Source organism: Providencia alcalifaciens, from assembly GCF_915403165.1.
GTDB lineage: Bacteria > Pseudomonadota > Gammaproteobacteria > Enterobacterales > Enterobacteriaceae > Providencia > Providencia alcalifaciens_C.
In genome coordinates this window covers 1,329,451-1,350,138 of record NZ_OU659204.1, presented here as the reverse complement: position 1 = coordinate 1,350,138, position 20,688 = coordinate 1,329,451, and the positions used below count along the sequence as shown (strand labels likewise).

Sequence of the window (20,688 nt, the reverse complement as noted above, 5' to 3'; positions counted from 1 at the left end):
AATAGGGTTTGTGAGCATACAAGTGAGATTGGCTTGATAAAACGGCACATATGCTACCCCAACTGTGGGGTAATAATCCATGAAAATATCACTAAAAGTGCTAATTGTTTTGATCTTCTACCATAAAAAAGCCCTTAGACTCGAAAATCTAAGGGCTTACATACATTTATTCTAAGAATTAGCTTTCTAGCGCTTTGGTTATCTTCTCAAACAGATCCCCGGAAAGATTTTCTAGCCCTTTCAGTTTTTCCAAAACCTCACGCATTAAACCTTGGCGCTTCGCATCATAGCGTTTAAAACGAATTAGTGGCTCAATTAATCGAGAAGCAACTTGCGGGTTACGGGTATTTAGATCCACTAAGATCTCATACAGGAATTGATAACCGCTACTATCTTCCGCATGGAAGTTCACTGGGTTGCCTGCCGTAAATGACCCCACTAATGCACGCACACGGTTCGGATTAGTCATACTAAATGAGCGGTGGTTTAATAATTCACGTACTTTCGCCAGTGTGTTTTTAGCTGGGTTGGTACCTTGCAGCGTAAACCACTTGTCCATCACCAAACCATCATGATGCCAGCGATCATCAAAATCAGTCATCAGCTCAGCGTGACATGGCAAGCCCGCTTCGTTTGCAGCGGTTAATGCAGCTAATGAATCTGTCATATTATCCGCACTGCGATATTGGGCTTCCACCAGCTTGTTTGCTAACTCACGGTCGTCCGCGGCCGCTAAATATTGCAAGCAAGTATTACGCAGTGAACGCAGCGCAATATCTCCGTGATCAACACGATACCCATCAATATTAATCGAGCGATACACCGTTAAGAACTCATCGTGCATTTCATTCGCGAGCGTTGAATGAATAAAATCAATCGCTTTATGGATTGCCACAGGATCAATAACGGTAAACAGCTCCGCAATTTCATTTTCTGAAGGCAGAGTCAAAATTAAAGCGGCTAATGCAGGATCAATATTGTCACTGAGCAATACAGCGCGGAATGCATCCACAACATGCTCAGGCAGAACCAGCGCTTCCCCTTTGTGCAGTTTTTCTACGTTAATTTTGGCGTAGTTATTGATTAGTTGCTGCGCCGCATCCCAGCGAGAAAATTCATTGCTCGCATGCTGCATTAAAAATGCTAATTGAGCATCCGTATATGGATAATCCAATTTTACTGGCGCAGAAAATTCACGTAATAAAGAAGGAACTGGGCGAGAAGTCACATGGTCAAACACAAAACTTTGTGACGCTTGAGTGACGTTTAAGACTGAGTTAACCAAACTGCCATCACGCTTAAGCGGGATCACTGCACCATCTTCACCATACAATTCGATATCCAGCGGAATATGCAGAGGCTGCTTTTCTGCTTGGTCGGCAGTTGGTGGCGTCATTTGGCTAACATGCAGCGTATATTGTTGCTTCTCTGGGGAATATTCATCACGAACTGTCAGTACTGGCGTTCCTGATTGACTATACCAGCGACGGAATAGGGATAAATCCACGTTCGATGCATCTTCCATCGCCTGCACGAAATCATCACAGGTTGCCGCGCTGCCATCATGGCGATGAACATACAGCTGGATCCCTGCTTGGAACATCTCTTCTCCAAGCAAAGTGTGGATCATGCGGATAACTTCAGAACCTTTTTCATACACTGTCAGTGTATAAAAGTTATTCATTTCGATCACTTTTTCAGGGCGAATTGGATGCGCCATCGGGCTCGCATCTTCCGCAAACTGTGCCGCTCGCATGACTTTGACATTATTAATGCGGTTAACTGAACGTGAACCTAAATCTGAGCTAAATTCCTGATCACGGAATACGGTCAGCCCTTCTTTTAGGCTTAATTGGAACCAGTCACGACAAGTAATACGGTTACCAGTCCAGTTATGGAAATATTCGTGACCAATCACAGATTCAATATTCAGATAATCTTTATCTGTGGCTGTTTCGCTTTTCGCTAAAACGTACTTCGAGTTAAATACGTTCAGGCCTTTATTTTCCATTGCGCCCATGTTGAAGAAATCAACGGCAACAATCATATAGATATCAAGGTCATATTCTAAACCGAAACGCTCCTCGTCCCATTTCATTGCATTTTGCAGGGATTTCATTGCCCATGGCGCACGGTCTAAGTTGCCTTTATCAACAAACAGCTCTAATGCGACTTTGCGACCAGTACGAGTCACAAACTCATCGCGTAAAACATCAAAGTCCCCAGCGACCAATGCAAATAAATAACTTGGTTTCGGGAACGGGTCTTCCCATTTGACCCAATGGCGACCATCTTCCAGTTCACCTTCTGCGATGCGATTACCGTTAGAAAGTAAATAAGGATAACGGGATTTGTCTGCCGTAATTTTGGTTGTGTAACGCGCTAAAACATCGGGGCGATCTTGGTAATAAGTAATGTGGCGGAAACCTTCAGCCTCACACTGAGTACACAAAGCTTCACCAGAAACATATAAACCTTCTAACGCACTGTTTTTTTCAGGGCTAATCTCATTAACAATACTCAGCGTAAACGCGTCTGGTAGCGATTCAATGATAAGCTTGCCGGATTCTTCTTTATAGTTTGTCCACGCTTTACCATCGACTTCAAGGCTAATAAGAGTTAAATCTTCACCAAATAATTCTAAGGTGGAAGACTGCGGATTAAGGCGTTTTACCTTACTGATAGCGGTCACTTTGGTTTTGGCGGGATCAAGGTCAAAATCAAGGGATATTTCTGTAATTGTATAATCAGGTGATTGATAATCTTGACGATATTTCGCTTGTCTTAACTGAGTCATAGGTAACCTTTTTATTCGTTATATCCGAGTCATAGTCTCTTTCTACTGCATACAATACTATAAGATGAACTAATGTGAATGGACTTGAGAAACATTTCCATCACAAATTGCGATATTTTTCTATAATTCCCCATCAAATTTATGAGAGTAGTATCCAACTTTGTAGGCGTACGGTTTGCCTGTTGGTGCTATAGATCTATTAAATCTAAATTTACATGTTAGTATCATTCGGTGATTATTGTTCTGAGTATGTTATCTAACCGTAAATAAAAGATGCCTCCTATATAAAAGAACAATATTAAAACGTTTAACTCAACAGTTAATTGGGTGGATTAAAGTTGAATTATCTTCCAACAACATACAGATAGAATAAAACTTCTATCTTTTGTTAAAGCGGGTATACTTTTTCAACTTTAACGATTTAGCAATTAGTCAGCTCCGCGAGGAACTCTGCGCGCATGAATTTAGACGTAACACCGATTATTACATCACTGCTGGATACCGATGCTTATAAGCTTCATATGCAGCAAGCCGTTTTTCACCGCTACAACCAAGTGCCTGTTGTCGCTGAATTTCGTTGCCGTAGCAGTGATATTTTAGGTGCCTATGCCAATGAGATTGAACAACAGATCCAATTGATGGCACAGCTTTCGCTTTCGGATGATGAATATCAGTACCTGCGTACTCTGCCCTTTTTCACCGAAGACTACCTCTCGTGGCTAAAAACATTCCGCTTTAATCCTGAGCAAGTTGTCGTCAGCGTCGCTGATAATGGTCAACTGGCAATGCGAATCAGTGGCCCATGGCGCGAAGTGATTATGTGGGAAGTACCACTATTAGCGCTCGTGAGTGAAATTGTTCAACGTGATAGACACCCTACCATTACCGCGGATGCTGCCGTTAACCAACTGCGCAAATTACTGGGACTGTTTTATCAAGAAGCCAGCGAACGCCAATTGAATCTATCCGGTTTTAAGTTGATGGATTTCGGTACTCGTCGGCGTTTTTCCTATGAAGTACAAGCGGCTATCGTGGGCATGCTCAAGCAAGAGTTTCCTTATTTAGTCGGTACCAGTAACTACAAATTAGCTCGTGAATTGGGCTTAATGCCTGTAGGTACCCAAGCACATGAATGGTTCCAAGCTCATCAACAGATAAGCCCTGAACTCGCCAATAGCCAACGTGAAGCCCTACAAAGCTGGCTAGATGAGTACCCAAATCATTTGGGTATCGCCCTCACCGATTGTATTACGATGGATGCATTTCTGCGTGATTTTGACCGCGAGTTTGCTAATCGTTACCAAGGGTTACGCCACGATTCTGGGGATCCTATTGAATGGGGTGAAAAAGCTATCGCCCATTATCAGAAATTGGGCATTGATCCACTGAGTAAAACACTGGTGTTCTCCGATAATTTAGACCTGCAAAAAGCCTTAGAGCTATACCACTATTTCAATAAACGGGTAAATTTAGTGTTTGGTATTGGCACAAGGCTCACTTGCAACATTCCGAATGTGGTTCCGATGAATATCGTGATCAAGCTGGTGGAATGTAATGGCAAACCCGTTGCTAAATTATCCGATAGCCCCGGAAAAACCATCTGTGAAGATGATGAATTTGTGAATCAGCTACGCAAAGCCTTTGACCTTCCTAAAATGGAAAAAGCCTGCTAAAAACAAATTAATAACCCGATAGCGATTTTTTACTTGTTTCCTGCCAAATGGCAAGTAACATAGCAGATTACCCCTGAAATATGGGATTTCGGAAAAGATGTCGGGTTATCGCTTTTTCTTATCGTGAGTTTTCTTCTTATATAGTGTTTCTTAGTAAACCCTTAAGCAGTCAACCCCAATAACGCATACTCGTCATCTCATATCGTTAATATTATTTAAAAGAGAGTAATTTTTATGATCGTTGCGCCTGTAGTCGATGTACTGCAAGGCCGTGTGGCGGTGGGCTCTGAAGTCACCGTTCAAGGCTGGGTACGTACAAGGAGAGATTCAAAAGCTGGTTTTTCTTTCCTCGCCGTTTATGACGGTTCATGCTTTAACCCATTACAGGCTATCATCAATAATAATTTATCTAATTATAATGACGAAGTCCTGCATTTAACCACAGGCTGCTCTGTGGAAGTCACCGGTGTCGTGACCGAATCTCAAGGTCAAGGTCAATCTTTTGAATTACAAGCAACGTCCGTGAAAGTCGTTGGTTGGGTTGAAGATCCTGACACTTACCCAATGGCAGCCAAACGCCACAGCATCGAGTTTTTACGTGAAGCCGCTCACTTGCGTCCACGTACTAACTTAATCGGTGCTGTCGCACGAGTTCGCCACACATTAGCGCAAGCTCTGCATCGTTTCTTTGATGAGCAGGGTTTCTTCTGGGTATCAACCCCACTTATCACAGCATCAGATACCGAAGGTGCGGGTGAAATGTTCCGTGTTTCTACACTGGACTACAACAACTTGCCGCGTAATGACAAAGGCGAAGTGGATTTCAGCGAAGATTTCTTCGGTCGCGAAGCCTTCTTAACGGTTTCGGGTCAGTTGAACGGTGAAGCTTATGCGACTGCATTAAGCAAAATCTATACCTTTGGTCCAACTTTCCGCGCAGAAAACTCCAACACCAGCCGTCACTTAGCTGAATTCTGGATGTTAGAGCCTGAAGTGGCATTTGCTAACTTAGATGACATCGCGGGTCTGGCTGAAAAAATGCTGAAATATGCGTTCAAAGCGGCATTAACTGAACGTCGTGATGACCTTGAATTCTTTGCTGAGCGTGTTGATAAAGACGTGATTAACCGTCTGGAACGTTTTGTGAATTCTGATTTTGCACAAGTTGACTATACCGATGCGATCAAAATCCTCGAAACCTGCGGCCAGAAATTCGAAAACCCGGTTTACTGGGGTGTCGATATGTCTTCTGAGCATGAGCGTTACTTAGCTGAGCAACACTTTAAAGCGCCAGTGGTGGTTAAAAACTACCCGAAAGATATTAAAGCTTTCTATATGCGCCTTAATGAAGACGGTAAAACCGTTGCCGCGATGGACGTCTTAGCCCCTGGTATTGGTGAAATCATCGGTGGTTCTCAGCGTGAAGAACGTTTAGATAGACTGGATGCACGTTTAGAAGAAATGGGCATGAATAAAGAAGATTACTGGTGGTATCGTGATCTGCGCCGTTACGGCACTGTGCCTCATTCCGGTTTCGGTCTTGGTTTTGAGCGTTTAATTGCTTACGTCACTGGCGTCAGCAACGTACGTGAAGTGATCCCATTCCCACGTACCCCAAGAAACGCAGCATTCTAATGCTAATTGCCCGTCATACGGCTTAAATAGTTATTCATATCGGGTCACTGAGTGGCCCGATATTTTTATCCCGACTATTTATTGCTCGTTTTTATCAAAACGTCATACCCAAAAGGGTCGCTAACATTGATTTATCGCTAATTATTGTCCCTGACTGAATATTTTGAGAGCACTGTCACAGTTTTCCTTTTATTACCCTATTTTTTGCTTTTTTATTAACGATTCCTATTCCGACTAAGAATAATCTGCTTTGAGCGTGTTGCCATTCTTATTTGTCAGTACACTTTTCCCTCATCAATGAATGATATCGTTCGAAAAAAGTTCAATTTGTCTTTCAAAAAAGTTCCCTCTTTTTTGTAAAATTTTTTCAACTGGTAGGATGAGCGGTTGTTTTTTACTCTATTTTTTACATTTAGAAACACTCTGTTACCATTTGTTTCAGAATCTTCGTTTTTGTAGCATTTTGGGGGTGGATAAATTTATCTACCAATGGAACACTGGACGCCGACTAAAGACGACACTAATCTCTCATAAATAGTTCAAAAGAAATTTATGGATTATTTTTGGCAGTGGCAGGTGTCCGAATAACACCAATGAGGGTAATAATAATGATGAAACGCAATATTCTTGCAATGGTTATCCCAGCTCTGTTAGCTGCTGGTGCAGCAAACGCAGCTGAAATCTACAACAAAGACGGCAACAAATTAGACCTGTACGGTAAAGTTGACGTTCGTCACTATTTCGCTAACTCAGAAAGCGGCGAAGATGGCGACGATTCACGCGTTCGTTTAGGTATCAAAGGTGACACTCAGATCAATGACCAACTGACTGGTTTTGGTCGTTTCGAGTGGGAAACTAAGACTAACAAAACTGAAGTTAACGCAGAAAACAAAAACCGTTTAGCTTACGCTGGTCTGAAATTCAAAGATTTCGGTTCTGTAGACTACGGCCGTAACTACGGTGTTATCTATGACACGAACGCATGGACCGACGTTTTCCCATTATGGGGCGGCGACACCATGGCTCAGTCTGATACGTTCATGACTTCACGTAACCGTAACTTAGCGACTTACCGTAACAACAACATGTTCGGTTATGTTGATGGCCTGAGCTTCGCTCTGCAATATCAAGGCAAAAACACTGATTCAAACAAATCAGGTGTTGACAAAGCTAGCAAAGACAACGGTGACGGTTACGGTTTCTCTACCGCTTATGACTTAGGTTGGGGCGTGACTCTGGGTGGTGGTTACTCTAACTCTGCTCGTACTGAAGCTCAAAAAGCTCTGACTTCTACTGCTCGTGGCGAACGCGCTGAAGCATGGAACGTTGGTGCTAAATTTGACGCTAACAACGTATACTTAGCAGCTATGTACGGTCAATCTCTGAACACTACTCACTATGGTTCAGACAACCTTATTGCTAACAAAACTGAAAACGTTGAATTAGTTGCTCAATACCTGTTCGATTTCGGTCTGAAACCATCTATCGGTTATAACCAATCTAAAGGTAAATCATTAGGTTTCACTAGCATCGCTGGTGACAAATATGAGAACCAAGATTTAGTTAAATATATCTCTGTAGGTTCTTACTACTACTTCAACAAAAACATGTCTGCAGTTGTTGATTACAAAATCAACCTGCTGAAAGACAACGACTTCACTAACGAAGCTGGTCTGATGACTGACAACGTAGTTGGTTTAGGTTTAGTTTACCAATTCTAATTATCCGTTAACGGATAATCTGAAAACAGTAAATCATGTTTTTGAAAGCAGCGCTCCGGCGCTGCTTTTTTATTGCTCATGTTTTATAAATTGAGCTTTATAGATTATTTTTATAAATAGATCGTTTTTTATAAATTTTGTTTTACCGATAACTTACTGCACTCCCCCAAACCTGACTTCTCTGAACTCCCCATTATCGAATCTGCAAACCGTCTTATTTGTTAATAATCCCACTAATTAGATTAACTCACTGGTCTATACTCTATTTTTGGTTAAATTTGATGTAATGGCTATCTAGCTCACAAGATCACACCAATTTTTAGTAAAACAATTGGCAAAAACCCTCTTCCAAGTTACTCTGATGGCTCGACATTTTCCGTTATACCTCTTTTCAGCTAAACCACAGAGTTTTGGAATCGACAATATGTTTGAGAAAATCATTTCTGCCCCAGCTGACCCTATCCTCGGTCTTGCTGATAGTTTCCGTGCTGATCCTCGCGATAACAAAATCAACCTCGGTATCGGTGTCTACAAAGACGAATCAGGTAAAACCCCGGTTCTAGACACGGTCAAAAAAGCAGAGAAATTCCTGCTAGAAAACGAGAATACCAAAAATTACCTCGCGATTAGTGGAATGCCGGAGTTTGGTCGTGTCACTCAAGCCCTGCTGTTTGGTGCTAACCATGAAATCATCAGCTCACAACGTGCTCGTACGGCACAAGCACCAGGTGGTACAGGTGCCCTGCGTATCGCAGCCGATTTCATTGCTAAACAAACTAACGCAAAGCGTGTTTGGATAAGCAACCCAACGTGGCCTAACCATAAGAATATTTTCGAAGCAGCTGGCTTAGAAGTGCTGACTTACAATTACTACGATGCGGCTAACCACGGTATGGACTTTGCTGGCATGCTGAACAGCCTCTCTTCTGCAGTTGCAGGCGATGTCATTGTTCTTCATGGCTGCTGCCATAACCCAACTGGTATTGACCCAACGCCAGAGCAATGGGCTCAACTGGCTGCTCTGTGTGCTGAAAAAGGGTTATTAGCAGTATTCGATTTCGCTTACCAAGGTTTTGCGAAAGGTTTAGATGAAGATGCGGAAGGCTTACGTATTTTCACCAAAAACAACCCAGAAATGATTGTGGCAAGCTCATTCTCGAAAAACTTCGGTCTGTACAATGAGCGAGTGGGTGCTTGCACCATCATCGCCAAAGATAGCGATAACGCTGAGCGCGCATTTAGCCAAGCGAAAGCGGTTATTCGTGCTAACTACTCTAACCCACCAGCACACGGTGCGGCGGTTGTTACCACTATCCTGTCTGATGAAACATTAAAAGCTGAGTGGATCCAAGAACTGACTTCAATGCGCGAGCGTATCAAACGTATGCGTCAGTTGCTGGTTAAAACATTAGAAGAGAAAGGCGCTAAACAAGACTTTAGCTTCATCATCAACCAAAATGGTATGTTCTCCTTCAGTGGGCTGACTAAAGAGCAGGTAGAGCGTCTACGTAGCGAATTTGGTATCTATGCAGTAAGTTCTGGCCGTATCAACGTGGCTGGCTTAACACTGGAAAACATGGTTCCTCTGTGTGATGCCATTGTGAAAGTACTTTAAGATTAAATTTTAGTCTGATGAATTGCAAAACACCCCATCATGGGGTGTTTTTTATTACAATAATTTCATTAGGTTAGCTGATTGATGAAGCGTTCAGTTGCCTGCACCGCTCCCCATTTATAATGGTTATCTTTATTACTCACCGATGGCTCAAAATTACTGTCATCAGCAAGACGCTGCTCCGCTAGCAATTGCACTAAGCGATCAACGGTTGATTCCACATTCACTTTCGCTAATGACTGATATCCTGTTAAATGTTTAAACGTCATGACATTATCTTCTGATTTAAGGAGATTACTGTGCCGTATAATGGCTCTCCGCCCACTTTCTGATTGATAACGGGTTTCTGCCATATCAGCAGAAATCTGATGATGGCTCACCGAATACGGATTAAAATCAATGAGGACAACTTGGTTGTGCCCCTCAATATCAGAAATAATTACGTCACCATGACCATCAGCGCCACCATGCGCACTGACAATATACAAGTCATCGCCTTTACCCCCGGTCAAATTATCTTCGCCTTCTAAGGAAATAAACACGTTTTCACCTTCTAAAGCCAGCAACTTATCATCGCCCTCACCACCGGTAAGAATATGACCGTAACCACTTCGGTCAATGATAATATCGTCACCCTGCTTACCATTAATCACTGCCGACGGTGACTGATATCCTATCGGTAAGATGATAGCATCTTGACTGTCAGTACTTTCTGGAATTGGATTCAACGGCGATAACGTTTGTGTTTTTAAATTCACATTAAACAAATTACTGTATTTATCTTGGACCAGTACCGCATCTCCAAGCTCATTACCCACCTGCGTAAAGTGAATGCTTAATTGGGCTTTACCTTGTTTATCAACACGCTGTAACTTCAAACCATTCATTTTCAACATATACCCATTTTCATTAGGTAATACCAGAATGATTTTATCTTTCTCAGTAAATTGCGAATTTACTGCTGAAAAATCGAACGTAATTTCCCGGTCATCAGGCTGAGTCTGTACCACTTGATAGGTATCAACACCTCGGCTCACCTGAATATGGCTCCCCGCCTGCAAAAAAGGCAACATATTATTTTGTGCGTTACCCTGATACTCTAACTGATCTACACGCCCAACATGGGAGAACCACCCCCAATCTGGGCTGATATAATGCCGATTTTCGCCCACTAAAATGGTATTCAGATCCTCATTAATCTTAACAACTTGGCGCTCACTGCTCTTAGTTTGATCAATAGACTCCACATAACAAAGGGTAAAATATTGATGCGGTCGATTGTCCTCAAACCGTGTTTCCAGCATAAACCCATCTTGAGTTTGTACACGGTATTGATGATGAATCACCTTCTGGCCTTCGAGTTCACCCACTGCATTTTTCAGTACAATCGTCACTACACTTTCGATGTTATCGTAGGTTTTCCCATCAACCGTAGCATTTGGTAATTTGATAACCAGATGAAGATCCTTTCCATCAACAAAAACACGCTTAATTTCATCAAGGGAATATTCTAAACTAATCATACTTTGTGATTGGGACGTTTCCTCTATCACAACATTAGCTTCATACGTTTTCGTAATAGTCTGATAAACAGGAGACAAATATCTACGCGTTTTAACCTTTTTCTCTTTACGATCCCAATAGCGATCCGATACATAAAAGTTATCTACCGCGTCGAACCATTTATAACGACGAACATGGTAGCGATCATTACCTTCCCCCCCAATCGCGGAGCCTTGGGTTAAAATTAGCTTGTCATTACCTGCCTCACCAATTAATAGATCCTTACCATACCCACCATCTAAAATATTATCTTCACTATTTCCGCGTAAACTATCATTGCTATTTCCTTTCACAATGAAATTTTCTACATTTTGTAAACTTGCGACTGAAATAAAAGGATTATTGCCCTCTTTTTTATAATGCAGGGTATTTTTGGCTAAATTCGCATACACATGATGATATTTCGGCAAGGTGTCGACAATAACGGTATCTACGCCCGCTTGCCCATCAAGGTATTTAGTTGGCTGGTTATCGGCTCGAGCTTGCAATGAGTCTAAATTGCCATCTCGGATATAAAACAGGTCATCATGATTTCCGCCCGCAAAATATTTTTCACCTGATAATACTTGAAACGCATTTTTTTGCTCAGCGTACCCGATAATCACATCATTTCCATTCGCTGTATTCCAGCTTGTCCCTGAACTGTTTTTATCTTCCAAATACCACCCGATGCGATCCCTATCATTAATAAACTGTTCCCCTTTTGATACGTCCTGCGCTACCACTGGTTCAGATACACCGTATTTCTTTTTTCGGGAAAACAAGCTGATTTGCTCTGGACTTGATACCATCAACTGTTGCTTTATGGATGACCGGGTATATACATCAGGGATACGCAAACGAGCCTTAAAGCGTTCCAATAGTGGATTTTGATAATTTGGATTCAGGAAATACTGTTCATTCGTGGGTTCTGAACCCACTTTGACATAATCATTTACGGCTTTAACTTCTTTTTTTATCGAGAAATGTTTTCTTACTTGTAGCCCATGCTCGCGATAAACATAGGGCAGATTTCTAAACCAAGCGGTATTTTTATAGCTTTTATTTTCAAGAATAAAATCAACATCAGCCTCGGTAAATGAAAGTGCACCTTTTATACTGAAGTATGGCAGCGATTTCGGAATATTTTTCCATTTAGCATACTTTAATCCCCCCAAGAAATAGTTACCATGATCATCAGTTAAATAGAATCGAACCTCACTGCGCTGAATTGGTTTTTCAACAATACTAAAGTGCTGATCAAAACCTGCAGGTAAAAGCTGCTGTTCAAATTGAGCAAGATCCATATTCCAATCTTGTTGTTTAAATGCATCAATATACCGCTTTGCATTTATCTCTTGTTGGGTTCGCAGAGTGGGTTCTATACCTAATGCACCACGAATGCCCTCTTCTAATTCTCGATCCCAATCAATATCAATGACCTCTTTTATATTTTCCACTGCACGCACACCGCTATAAATCCATCCTCCAACAATGAGAACACCGCCAATGGCTAATCCCACAACAGGGATAGTTGACGCTCCAATCAATATCCCAACCACCACCACACCACTGACAATAAAACTCGCAATAGAAAATGATGCATTGACAATCAAATCTTGGCGCTGCTTAGGATCCGTCACCGTATCTAGCTTCGATAGACTGTCATAGGCCTGATAAGCATCAAGGCCCATTCCCACAAGACTAAACACAACCACCGTTCCCGATGCCAGTCTCGCTCTAAGTAACGATGTTGGCCCACTCTTGGAGGCTATATTGAGTAGCATCGGCTGTAATACTTTATCCCCATGATTGAAAAAAGCGGATGCACATAGCAAATAAAACTGTTTTTCTAACTCCTTCGCTTCTGTATCCGTAACATCAGGGTGGTCTAATCGATTTAAAATCGTCTGGGCACTAATAAGGCATTGTATCGCACCTGCCGCGCCCATCCCTTGACCAAAACGGTTTGCAACTCGTTGATATCGTGGAAGCTTAACGCCCACTTGCTGTAGGTTTTTTAATGTGGAAGCTGGAATAACATCTTGTTGGAGATCAACATCATTTGCCAAATAATTAAGCTGTTTTTTCAACACTGCGGTTTCAGCAAAACTGCCCTCATGATCCACAAGTTGATAGATATCTTTCGATTTCATTTGCTCATTAAAAATCTTAATAAACGCTAAGTCATCTTGATTCCCCTCCATTAGCGTAAAATAGCTGGCTAATTTTTCAGGAGAGAAGCGGATTTTTTTGTGCAAATTATCAATGGAAAGATCGCTCATTGATAATGGCTGGCCATTTATCGTGGCACCAAGATTCTGCAATTTTGCGAAGGCAATTCGCTCATTCCCAAACTCAACCCAGCAATTCTTGGGAGTAATAAATGCCTTATTCTGAAGAATTAAACTTCGTTCATTTAATGAATTAGATAATATTGCTTTCACATGAGTGGCATCCAAATCGATAGATTGAATATCACCTCTAAAGTCACCATTATTCATCACGCTGAAACCAGCAGCTTTTCCTCGAGATATCTGCTGACCATCGGCCAATTGAATATTTTCAGCAAAATACCCCTCAACGTGCTGTTGAAATTGTTGTCTCGCTAATTGGCGATTTTCATGTTTTACACTGAACTGGATCCCTTGAGGATCAAATAGACAGTACTCATAAACGCCGTTACGTTCACGATTAATCACGGTATAAACGGCTTGAGTGCCTTTCAGGAAAGTGATGCCATTTTTTATGTCGCTCTGGCTGGAAAACAGATTACTCACTGATTGATCAGCGACTGAAATCCCTTCACGGCTAATAACCTCATTGAGAGTCTGATTATATTTTTTTATCTCCATTAGCCATTTTTCTTCTACTGGAGAAAGTCTATTTTTTAAATTAGCTTCTTCTAGCTGCGCTTGTCGCTCAATAAGATCTCGTGCAACATGCACATCACTAAGCGCATATTCAATACCATATACCAAACCTAGCGCTTGATCCCTAGCATGAGATGAGTGATTTGACCGAACTCCCCCATGATTCACTAAACCAACCTGATATCCTACATCTCCAGTATTTTGCTGATTCATCAATCTGTTAAATTGCTGTAAACGCTGAGTATACCCCGCATCATATAAGTTAAATGCGTCTTCAAACGTGAGGTTTTTCAGCGCTGCAGTTTCACCTTCAAAATTATGAGCGCCTAATTGGCTAAATCTAACTAACTTCTCACTTAATAATGAAAACTTATTATTATCCGTAACAATATCAAGAATTTTGCCATTATCAATCCCATCTCCACTAGGAAATAAAGTTTGCAGTAATGCTTTAGATCTTGGACTTAAATGGTTTAATACAAATAAATCATCTTTGATTCCACTTAATAACGTATGAATATGGTCGGCTTGCTGCGCATATCCCTTCGGTAATGACAATGAAAATAATTCAGACGCATTCGTTGCACTATTTTCTGTACCATTTAAATAACGATTAAACTCAATATTAAAGAGAGGGTCATAAACGACATTTTTTACTTTCTGTTTATCTAATTGCCCATTTTCATTCGTAAAATAGTCTGCCAAATAAGGATGTTCAACTAAGCGGATATCATCGATATTAATTTCCTTCAATGCTATTTTTTCAAATAAAGATTGAATCTGAGAATGCCCAATTTTACGCGCCAGCCCCTTATCCGTAATTAATGAAACATCCGTCATTGGTATTACTGGGTGTATTGGTCGAGACGAGCCTGTCGGTGTGAATTTTGATGATACTGAGGCATCAATACCAAGTTGCTTGAGTTTTGTGGATAAATTTGATGTAAATAATTGTTGTTCACCAGAATCAGTTATCATCGCAGGGCTTGTCGAATGAAATAAGATTTGCTCAGGTGTAGTGAAAGGATAGGTGTGTTTAACACTTAACAGCATTGATGCCAAATTATCGGTGGGTTTTCTCACCGTAGCGGCATCACCAATAATTACCCATTGGGTCTTTTTTTGGCTTTCAAGCAAAGAAGAAAGCTCCGCGCTACCATATTCCAATACCCAATTTTTAGCACCTGCATCCATCTGAAAAATCAATGTATTTTTAGGATTTCTAGCTGCAAGTTTTTCTGCTTGTACTAACCCTTTAGGATCATTAACGACCCGTACTATGACGGTCAAAGAAGCATCATTAGGGGTCGAATGGGATAAGGAATAATGCAGAATATGTCGTGCATCAACCATTTTCCATATTGGTACTGATGGCATATGCAATCTATCCACTTTCTGAGAGAAATCGTGATAAAAGCTCTCTGGTAGCACGCCATTATGATGTTTTAATTCACTTACAAATAGTTGATAAACTTCTGGATTATAAGCCACCGTTTTAAGCAAATCGAAATTTAAGCTTCTCGTTTCTGGATGCCTAAATGCAGCGAATACATCAGGCTCTGAATAGCTATTAAGTTGATTTAATTTTAGCTCACCACGGCGAAATTCATTTATAAAATAGAGTATTGATGAATTTTTGTTAATGCGAATTTGCTGCGCATCAGGGAGGTACTGATAAATAAATTTATGACCTTTTGTACTGACACTCTCCCTTATAGCAGGGTCAGGAACGATAAGCTTATTCCCCAAATACATATTTATTAACGGTCGATTATACGCAGTGATTGGCATATACATGCCATGCTCAGCTAATGCATTTGTCGCCTTGAAAGCAAAGTTTTCGCTAGCACCACCTCGACCTAAATTACAACCAATTAAAACCAATTTATCCGGGGTTTTATTGTTTAATAACTTTTTCCTTAAATGATTGATACCATCCGCATACTGATTAGCAGTATATCCCGCATATAGTGTTGATTGATTATGCCCCTTATAGTCTCCATGTCCTGCGGTAATGTACCGAATCTTACCTTGCTTAACCCTGTCTAAATCGCCATGCAAAACTTTCCATTGTTTAGTTTGTATATCATATTGGATAACCATACTATCATCAGGGTGCTTAGAAAACGCATTCGCAACCACCCGTTTTATCACCGCATCATTCTCGAGTTGGATAATGACGTTATAATCGTATTCAGTCGGTTTAATTCTTCTGTTTGTTTCTGCATCACGAGATTTCACATCCCAATAATGAGCCATAGGATCTGGCCAGTGATCAATGGCATTCGTATTAGGTGAATGTTCCCCTGCGGCAACCTCCATAATGTGTTGTTTTTCATAATTTAAATACACATCATCAAAACCTGAATCTAATTGAATGACTGGTTTTCCAAGGATTTTTTCTATGTTAATTTCTTGCCCACTTACAGTATCTGGAGGAATACTCATTTTTCGCTGTACTTCAGCTGTCTTTTCAATATGGGTTGCTGATATTTTTCTTTTTTTATCAAAATATTGCGCTAAATCTCCCTCACTCCATTTTTTATTCAATGGCGCGCGATATCCTTGATTAATTAATAATTGTTGTAAATTTGACAACTGTTCAACATCATTAATAATAATGGCACCTTGAGCATTCATCTTAAAATAAGTATCGATAGGTTCAGGTGATCCTGATAACTTATTTTTTCCTTTTATTTTTTCAGGTAAAAAAAATGTTATTGGAAAATTATCGTTCATAACACTGGCAGGATTTGCATCATCTGCACCATGATGAATAAGTTCAAACCCATCAGGACGACCAATTTTATTATTTAATTTTTTATTTATCTCTTTGATTCTTTTATTTGTAATTCCATTATCCCTTCCTTCCTTCTTATTATACTCTGCTTCATTATTATATAACTTTTTCTGTTCTAGTGTTAATTCATCATAAATAACACTTGATTTCCACTCAGACCAATTTGGCATTTCAATCACTTTCACGTAATGCTCTAAATCAGAAAAAGGAAAAATAACCGTAAAAAGATCGTAGTCAGCCGTTAAAGCTTTTCCAGTTAGAGGATCCGCAATAACATGGAATGGTTTAATATTTCCTTCATCTTCATGGAATACATGCCAAAAATATTTTCCATCTCGATTTATTTTTTTTAATAAAAAGATTTTTTCTTTCCCATCGAGAAGAGATGTCGTTTTACTATATTCACTACCATTAACTTTTTCTAATGGTGTAATTTCATTATATACAGTTAATTCATTAACCCTCTCTGGTGTTAGCTCAAGAATGGTCGATTTTGCATGTCCGTCATCAATCGCCTGTTGTGTATATAAATTATATTTATTTTTATTTTCACGTCCTGTTCGTTTAGCATATTCCTGTTGCACAGGAATAAAGCCACAGTGAGGTCCCCAATCGGCACTTTTACTCTTAATATTTAATCCTTTACTACTGTACTCCCCTGATAAAATTAAACTCGTTGATTTTTCATCAATAGGGCGAATACCTATGATAATGTTTTCCTCATTTGCAACTTGCATAATCGCTTGCTGATGAAGCTCAGGTATTCCAGTAAGAATTTCTCTATTATTTTTAGATATTGGTTTTATATGTAAATTAACATCATCATAATCTATTCCTTTAGATATTCCTCTCACACTATCAATATCAAATTCCCCATCCACTGCATAGACTTTGTTATCATGATGAGAAATAAAAATATCCCCGGAAACATTAGAGACACTTTTTATATTTTCATTTATCAAGGATACGAGCTCAGCCACATTCAGTATATCTGTATATATTGTTTTTTTTACACCCTCTATTTTCAATTCAACCTTAGCTATATTATTTTCCACATTAAAACTCTGATAGGTGATTTTATTTTTTCTATTCTCATTCAAGTAAACTGTTGTTTTATCATCGGCCAACAAGATGTTTTCAGTGATTCTCACATTTTCTAGATTAAGCTCATTCAATGGTATCCGCCTATTTTTACTCACTTGAAACTCCGAGAATGCAACAACATATCCTCCATCCTTGTCTTTTGGAAAACCATAATAATCAGCATGCTTTTCTACAAAATCGGTAAGAAATTTATTAAAGTCATTTTCATTATAATATTTTAAGACTCCATAATTAGGATCAAAAAATGCATAATCCCATGATTTAGTTTTCTCATTATAATTTACTGATAACGCCATTGAATGAGCTGGAGCTTTAAATTCGAAAAGCTGTATTTCTTTACTTGATCTCGTATGATTTGAAATTTTATCAATAAATTCATTCAGATTTATTTCATTACGATAGCTCAATCGCCCATTGTAACTATGAAGCTTTAGATTTAAATCGATACCATTTATCTTATTTACTTCCTTCTGATAATGATACTCATCATACGCAATACTTTTTAAAATCATTTCTTTAGCAAAATTTGCATCTTTAATCGTAAAATTCTCTCCCAAAGTATCTTTACGAGAATAGAAAGCCTTATGAAACGCCCCAAACCATGGGTCTCTAAATAATTGACCATTTGTTTTCTCAAAATAGTCAAACTCATGATTTAAAGAACTCAAAAACTCTTTAAGCTTAATTTTTTGCAAATCACTCAAATAATCCACATATTTATGTTTTATTTTATTCCCATTTTTTTCTTTATATTTTTTGTATGAATCAGCCCCCTCCATTATTGAATCATTCATATAATCTATAAAGCTTCTACCTCTAATTCCAGAAGTATATTTATAAAATGAATTAGAATATATAGTTGATAAATTAACCTCTAGTCTATGAGAAAAAATCACATCCTGCATGTGCTCATTAAGTAATATTCCAGCATGTTTTTTTAAAGCTTTGATTCTTATTTTATCGTATTTATTTTCATAAACGCTTTCATCATTAGCAATATCAATTAATGACTTCATCGCATTTAAATAATCGTCCCCTTTGCCTATTGAACTATACGATAGAAAAGCACTTGAGAACCCATAACAGTATCCATCCGATAGAGAATAATCTATACCATTCCATGTAACCATTTTTTTTAGGTCGCTAGTTTTGGCATTATTTACGGAAAATAACCCACCTTTTTTATCGTACTGGTTGGAATGTTTTACAAAATCACTTTGAGAAAAATGTAATTCAATATTTGGCTTTGGCATTTATACCTCTGATATATAGATAATAGTTATTTAATAATTAAAATTTCAATTATTAATAATTGAAAATATCAAAGATAGAGAATATAGCTAGATGACTAATCATTAATTAGGAGATAGTTTTAAATAAAAATAATAAAGCCCCATATAAGGGGCTTTATTATGTAGCTATAATTTATATTTACTGAAAATCACCAAACCGGTAATTCATCCTGTAAAAAAGGATTACTAATCCGTTCATGTCCTAATGTGGACATCGGGCCGTGCCCCGGAATAAAGTGATAATCATCGCCAAGAGGCAGCAACTTGTTTTTAATCGATGCGATAAGATCTTGATGATTACCGCGAGGGAAATCACTGCGCCCGACACCACCTTTAAACAATACATCTCCCATGGAAATAAGTTTGTCAGCGTGGTTCACAAAAACAATGTGGCCGGGTGTATGACCAGGGCAATGCAGCACATCAAACTTGATGTTCCCACACATGATGCTGTCCCCTTCTTCTAGCCAATGATCTGGCGTGAAATCAGGGCAATCACCGATATAAAACATCGCATTTTGCTCAGCGAGGTTTTCAATCCAGAAAGCATCTTCTTTCTGTGGACCATAAATCGGTACACCGAAATGTTTTGCAAGGGGGGCTGAGGCACCAATATGGTCAGAATGACCGTGGGTAAGTAAGATTTTCGTTAATGTTAATCCACGGCTTTCAATGGCAGAAATCAGCTTTTCAGCCTCACCACCAGGATCAACAATAACTGCATTCATCGAGGTTTCATCCCAGATAACCTGACAGTTTTGCATAAACGGCGTTACTGGGATAATAGTATATTTCATCGAACAATCACTCCATAATCTGTGTCACCTATGCACAGATTACCATGTTCTCACTGGACCTGTATCGATATGAATGAAATTGCTTTTCGGATAATAACCCACACCGCCAGCACTCATTTTTAATGCCGCTTTACGAACGTTGCTTAGCTGCAAGCCTTCAATATGAAAATCCATCGCTTGCCCGCGGGTATGATAGCTTTGTTTCGCTACACCGGAGCTTTTACGACGTAATTCATTATTCGTTTCTAATGAACGGTAACCCGAAATCAGCTGAACAGGTTTATTTGTACCCATCATCATTTGCAGCAAATAAATTTGGTCAAATAATTTAGGATCAATCGTTTTCACTTTATCGCAGCGATAATCACGGAAAAGGTGATTTAATCGAGCTAATTCAGATTTATTATAACGGCGACCATCGAAAAACTCGGTCTTCAAAAATTCACCCGTATTTAAATTCTGAAAACGTAAAATTCTTGGGCGTGGCGTACTCATTGCAGCGAATACATGATTAGGTAATAGTCCCAGACCGATTGCGGCAGCACCAATTCCCAACCACTTTCTGCGGTTTTTATCAATCATATCCATAGGTGATAACTCAGGTGTTAATTATTCATCAAATATACATTTCAACTTCATCAGTCTAGCAAAGGATATTTAGCTTTAATGTATAATTATGTAAAGAATTGCGTAAATTAAGGAAAATCCATCACTTTTATGCAAAAGGGTGAGTGAAATCACTTATAACATGCCGATTAAGACGACTTTAATTCCTTACTGCGGATGATATGTAAACACAATGCATTCAATATATAAATATATTAAAACGGAATTGTTAG

At 39.4% G+C, this 20,688-nt stretch carries 8 protein-coding genes; 4 read left to right on the top strand and 4 right to left on the bottom strand.

Features of this window, described 5'->3' with window-relative positions:
- Positions 1-178: 178 nt before the first annotated feature.
- A complete protein-coding gene (gene pepN, locus LDO73_RS05920; RefSeq protein ID WP_224060609.1) occupies positions 179-2,797 on the bottom strand; it encodes an aminopeptidase N in 2,619 nt (872 codons plus the stop codon).
- Positions 2,798-3,255: 458 nt separating this feature from the next.
- On the opposite strand from pepN, the gene pncB reads away from it, so the two are divergent.
- The 4 genes from pncB (at position 3,256) to LDO73_RS05900 (ending at position 9,441) form a co-directional block, all read left to right on the top strand.
- Entirely contained in the window at positions 3,256-4,470 is a 1,215-nt protein-coding gene (pncB, locus tag LDO73_RS05915) for a nicotinate phosphoribosyltransferase (RefSeq protein ID WP_224060608.1), read from the top strand.
- A gap of 234 nt (positions 4,471-4,704) precedes the next feature.
- Positions 4,705-6,105, top strand: a complete 1,401-nt coding sequence (gene asnS / locus LDO73_RS05910; RefSeq protein WP_224060607.1) for an asparagine--tRNA ligase — start codon at positions 4,705-4,707, stop codon at positions 6,103-6,105.
- A 608-nt stretch (positions 6,106-6,713) separates the two neighbouring features.
- Positions 6,714-7,826, top strand: coding sequence for a porin (locus LDO73_RS05905; protein ID WP_282560773.1), 1,113 nt, complete (start codon positions 6,714-6,716; stop codon positions 7,824-7,826).
- A gap of 424 nt (positions 7,827-8,250) precedes the next feature.
- Entirely contained in the window at positions 8,251-9,441 is a 1,191-nt protein-coding gene (locus LDO73_RS05900) for an amino acid aminotransferase (RefSeq protein WP_224060606.1), read from the top strand.
- A 68-nt stretch (positions 9,442-9,509) separates the two neighbouring features.
- Here the strand turns inward: LDO73_RS05900 and LDO73_RS05895 are convergent, their stop codons facing one another.
- From LDO73_RS05895 to LDO73_RS05885, 3 genes are all read right to left on the bottom strand, one after another.
- Complete coding sequence (locus tag LDO73_RS05895) at positions 9,510-19,013, bottom strand: anthrax toxin-like adenylyl cyclase domain-containing protein (RefSeq protein ID WP_224060605.1); 9,504 nt, start codon at positions 19,011-19,013, stop codon at positions 9,510-9,512.
- 188 nt (positions 19,014-19,201) lie between these two features.
- On the bottom strand, positions 19,202-19,849 hold the full coding sequence (locus LDO73_RS05890; protein WP_224060604.1) for an MBL fold metallo-hydrolase: 648 nt from the start codon (positions 19,847-19,849) through the stop codon (positions 19,202-19,204).
- Between the two features lie 39 nt (positions 19,850-19,888).
- Complete coding sequence (locus LDO73_RS05885) at positions 19,889-20,437, bottom strand: YcbK family protein (RefSeq protein WP_224060603.1); 549 nt, start codon at positions 20,435-20,437, stop codon at positions 19,889-19,891.
- Between the last annotated feature and the right edge of the window lie 251 nt (positions 20,438-20,688).